2 protein-coding genes are annotated in these 2,742 nt (G+C 30.3%); both read right to left on the bottom strand.

The window, feature by feature from the left end:
- Positions 1-41 precede the first annotated feature (41 nt).
- Positions 42-1,526 carry a leucyl aminopeptidase gene (locus B2W91_RS12365; protein WP_291581378.1) on the bottom strand — a complete coding sequence of 495 codons (1,485 nt, stop codon included), beginning with the start codon at positions 1,524-1,526 and terminating at the stop codon, positions 42-44.
- A 286-nt stretch (positions 1,527-1,812) separates the two neighbouring features.
- Positions 1,813-2,691 carry a YitT family protein gene (locus B2W91_RS12370; RefSeq protein WP_291581379.1) on the bottom strand — a complete coding sequence of 293 codons (879 nt, stop codon included), beginning with the start codon at positions 2,689-2,691 and terminating at the stop codon, positions 1,813-1,815.
- Between the last annotated feature and the right edge of the window lie 51 nt (positions 2,692-2,742).

Consider the following 2,742-nt stretch of genomic DNA (forward strand, 5'->3'; position numbering starts at 1 on the left):
TTTAGTCAAGAGCAACAGCCTCTTTGCCTTAGGCATCTAAATTATTTTGTGTGTTCTTTTACTAATTGATATAATATTCTTGCCCCTGCACCAGTTGCACCAGTTGTTATATAATCTAATGGCTTACTAGTCCATGAAGAACCTGCTATATCAAGATGTAGCCAAGGTTTATTTTCAACAAACTCCCCTATGAATAATCCTGCTGTTATTGTACCAGCACCACGTCCACCAGTATTCTTAAGATCAGCATTTTCTGCTTTTATAAGTTCTTTGTACTCATCGAAAGCAGGTAATCTCCAAATTTTCTCTCCTGTTACCTCTGAAGCTTTAGTAAGCATTGAGTAAAACTCATCATCATTTGAAATAATACCAGTTGCAACATCTCCTAATGCAACCGTAACTGCTCCTGTTAATGTTGCTATATCAACAACTTTCGAAACTTTTTCATTTCTTATAATATATGTTACTGCATCAGCTAATGTAAGTCTTCCTTCAGCATCTGTATTTAAAACTTCGATAGTCTTTCCTGCCATTGATCCTATTATATCGCCTGGTTTATAACTTCCTCCAGAAATACAATTTTCACAAGAAGCCACTACAGCTACTACATTAGCTTTTAATTTCATTTTAGCTATAGTATGCATAGCACCTATAACAGCACCTGCACCACCCATATCTGATTTCATAGTCTCCATACCTGCTGATGTCTTTAATGAATATCCACCAGTATCATAAGTCAATCCTTTACCTACAAGACCTAGTATATTATCTTGATTTTCACTATCTCCCATATACCTCATAACAATAAGTACAGATTCCTTATCTGAACCTTTTCCTACTGTCAAGAATGAAGTCATTCCTAATTTCTCAACTTCCTCTTCACTATAAACTTTAACTTCAAAGCCTACTTTTTTGCCTATCTCAACCGTTCTATTAGCAAGCTCTCTTGGAAATAAAACATTTGATGGTTCATTTACTAATTGCCTAGTAATTATATTTCCTTCTCCTAAAGAAATGCCTTCTTTTATTATGTCTTCATATGAGTCTAAGTTACAAGCCAATATATTTACTGCTTTAAGTTCTACTGGCTTCTTTTCACTCTTATATGTGTCAAATCTATAGGTTGACATTGCTGAAACTTCTGCTATTGCTTTAACAGCATCACTCATAAAGTCAGTTTCTTTAAGCGCGCCTACATGTATATCCATTGACTTAGCTTTTAATTTTATAGCTTCTTTAATAGCCTTTCCTGTAACTTTTCTTAACTTCTCTATTTCAAAGCTTTCTACTTTACCTAATCCTGCTAATATTAGTTTTGTTGGGGCTTCTTTTCTAAGAAGATTTAAAACTAAAATTTCTCCATTTGTAGCTTTAAAATCTTCAACCTCTAAAACATGAGCAATTGAATTTTTTATAACATCATCAGATAAGTTTTTGCCAACTTCTTTCATACCTTCAAATATAAATATAGTTTTTACATCGGATAACCCATTAAAATTTTTAAAATCATATGCTTTTATATTCATTCTATTATCCCCCTTCATAAATCAATACGGATAATTATTATCAATTGATTTTATTTATTATTTAAATTTTATCCCTATAAAATCTTATTGTCAACTACATTATACCAGAAAATTCTTTAATTTATGATAAATACCATTTTCCTTAGAGATAAAATTATTAAAAAGTAACCTTACTAATTATATATTGTTATTGATTTTTATATTTGGTTACTTAAAATAAAATAACTAGCTAAATGTATTACCATACTTGCTAGTTATCTTCCCTATAAATTCCCATAATTTCTTATTATTCTATAACTTGTGGTTCTGAAAATCCTCTACCAAAAACTTCTTTAATATCCGTTATTGTTAAAAATGCTTTATCATCTATTTCTTTTACTATTCTTTGTAATTCTACTATTTCTTTTTTACCACAGACAACAAATAGTATTTTTTTATTTTCTTTAGTATACATTCCTGTACCGTTTAGACCTGTAACTCCCCTATTTAACTCTTTCATCAAAGCTACTGCAATTTCATCAGCTTTATCAGAAATAATATGTACTGATTTCGAAGCACTACCACCACTTATTATATTATCCACTACTGTAGATATAATATATATAGCTATTAATGCATACATTCCCTTTTGTACGCCAAATACTATTATTCCTACAATAATTATACACGTATCTATAAGTGCCATAACCTTGGCTAAAGATACAGTTGGAAATACATGTTTTATAATTGTTGCTGCAAGATCTGTTCCTCCTGTGCTAGCAGATGCCTTTAATACTAGTCCTATTCCTGCGCCTAATATAATAGCTCCAAATATACTTACTAATATTAATTCTACATTTATAACTGGTAAAAACTCTGTATACCATAACGCAAAGGATAAGTACAATGAAGCAAATATAGTTTTACCACCAAATGACTTACCTTTTAATTTTATTCCTAATATAAATAATGGGGTATTAACAACTATATTTGTTATCCAAAGTGGAATTCCATATCCAATTGCCTTAGATGTAATATATTCTAAAACTATGGCAAGTCCTGAAACTCCCCCTGTAACTAATTGATTAGGTTTAAAAAACATATTTATAGCTGAAGCTAATAGAGTTGTTCCTAATATTATCATAAAATATTTTATTAATTCTTCTTTTTTGAAAACCTTTTCCATCATCATTCCCCCCTTTGTATCAATAAACACTCATATGTTATAACATATTTA

This window comes from Clostridium sp. UBA6640, from assembly GCF_002455975.1.
GTDB lineage: Bacteria > Bacillota > Clostridia > Clostridiales > Clostridiaceae > Clostridium_J.

Bases quoted from the DNA above. Each gene is read 5' to 3' on its own strand.
- B2W91_RS12365 (WP_291581378.1), bottom strand. From the start codon at position 1,526: ATGAATATAAAAGCATATGATTTTAAAAATTTTAATGGGTTATCCGAT.
- B2W91_RS12370 (WP_291581379.1), bottom strand. From the start codon at position 2,691: ATGGAAAAGGTTTTCAAAAAAGAAGAATTAATAAAATATTTTATGATA.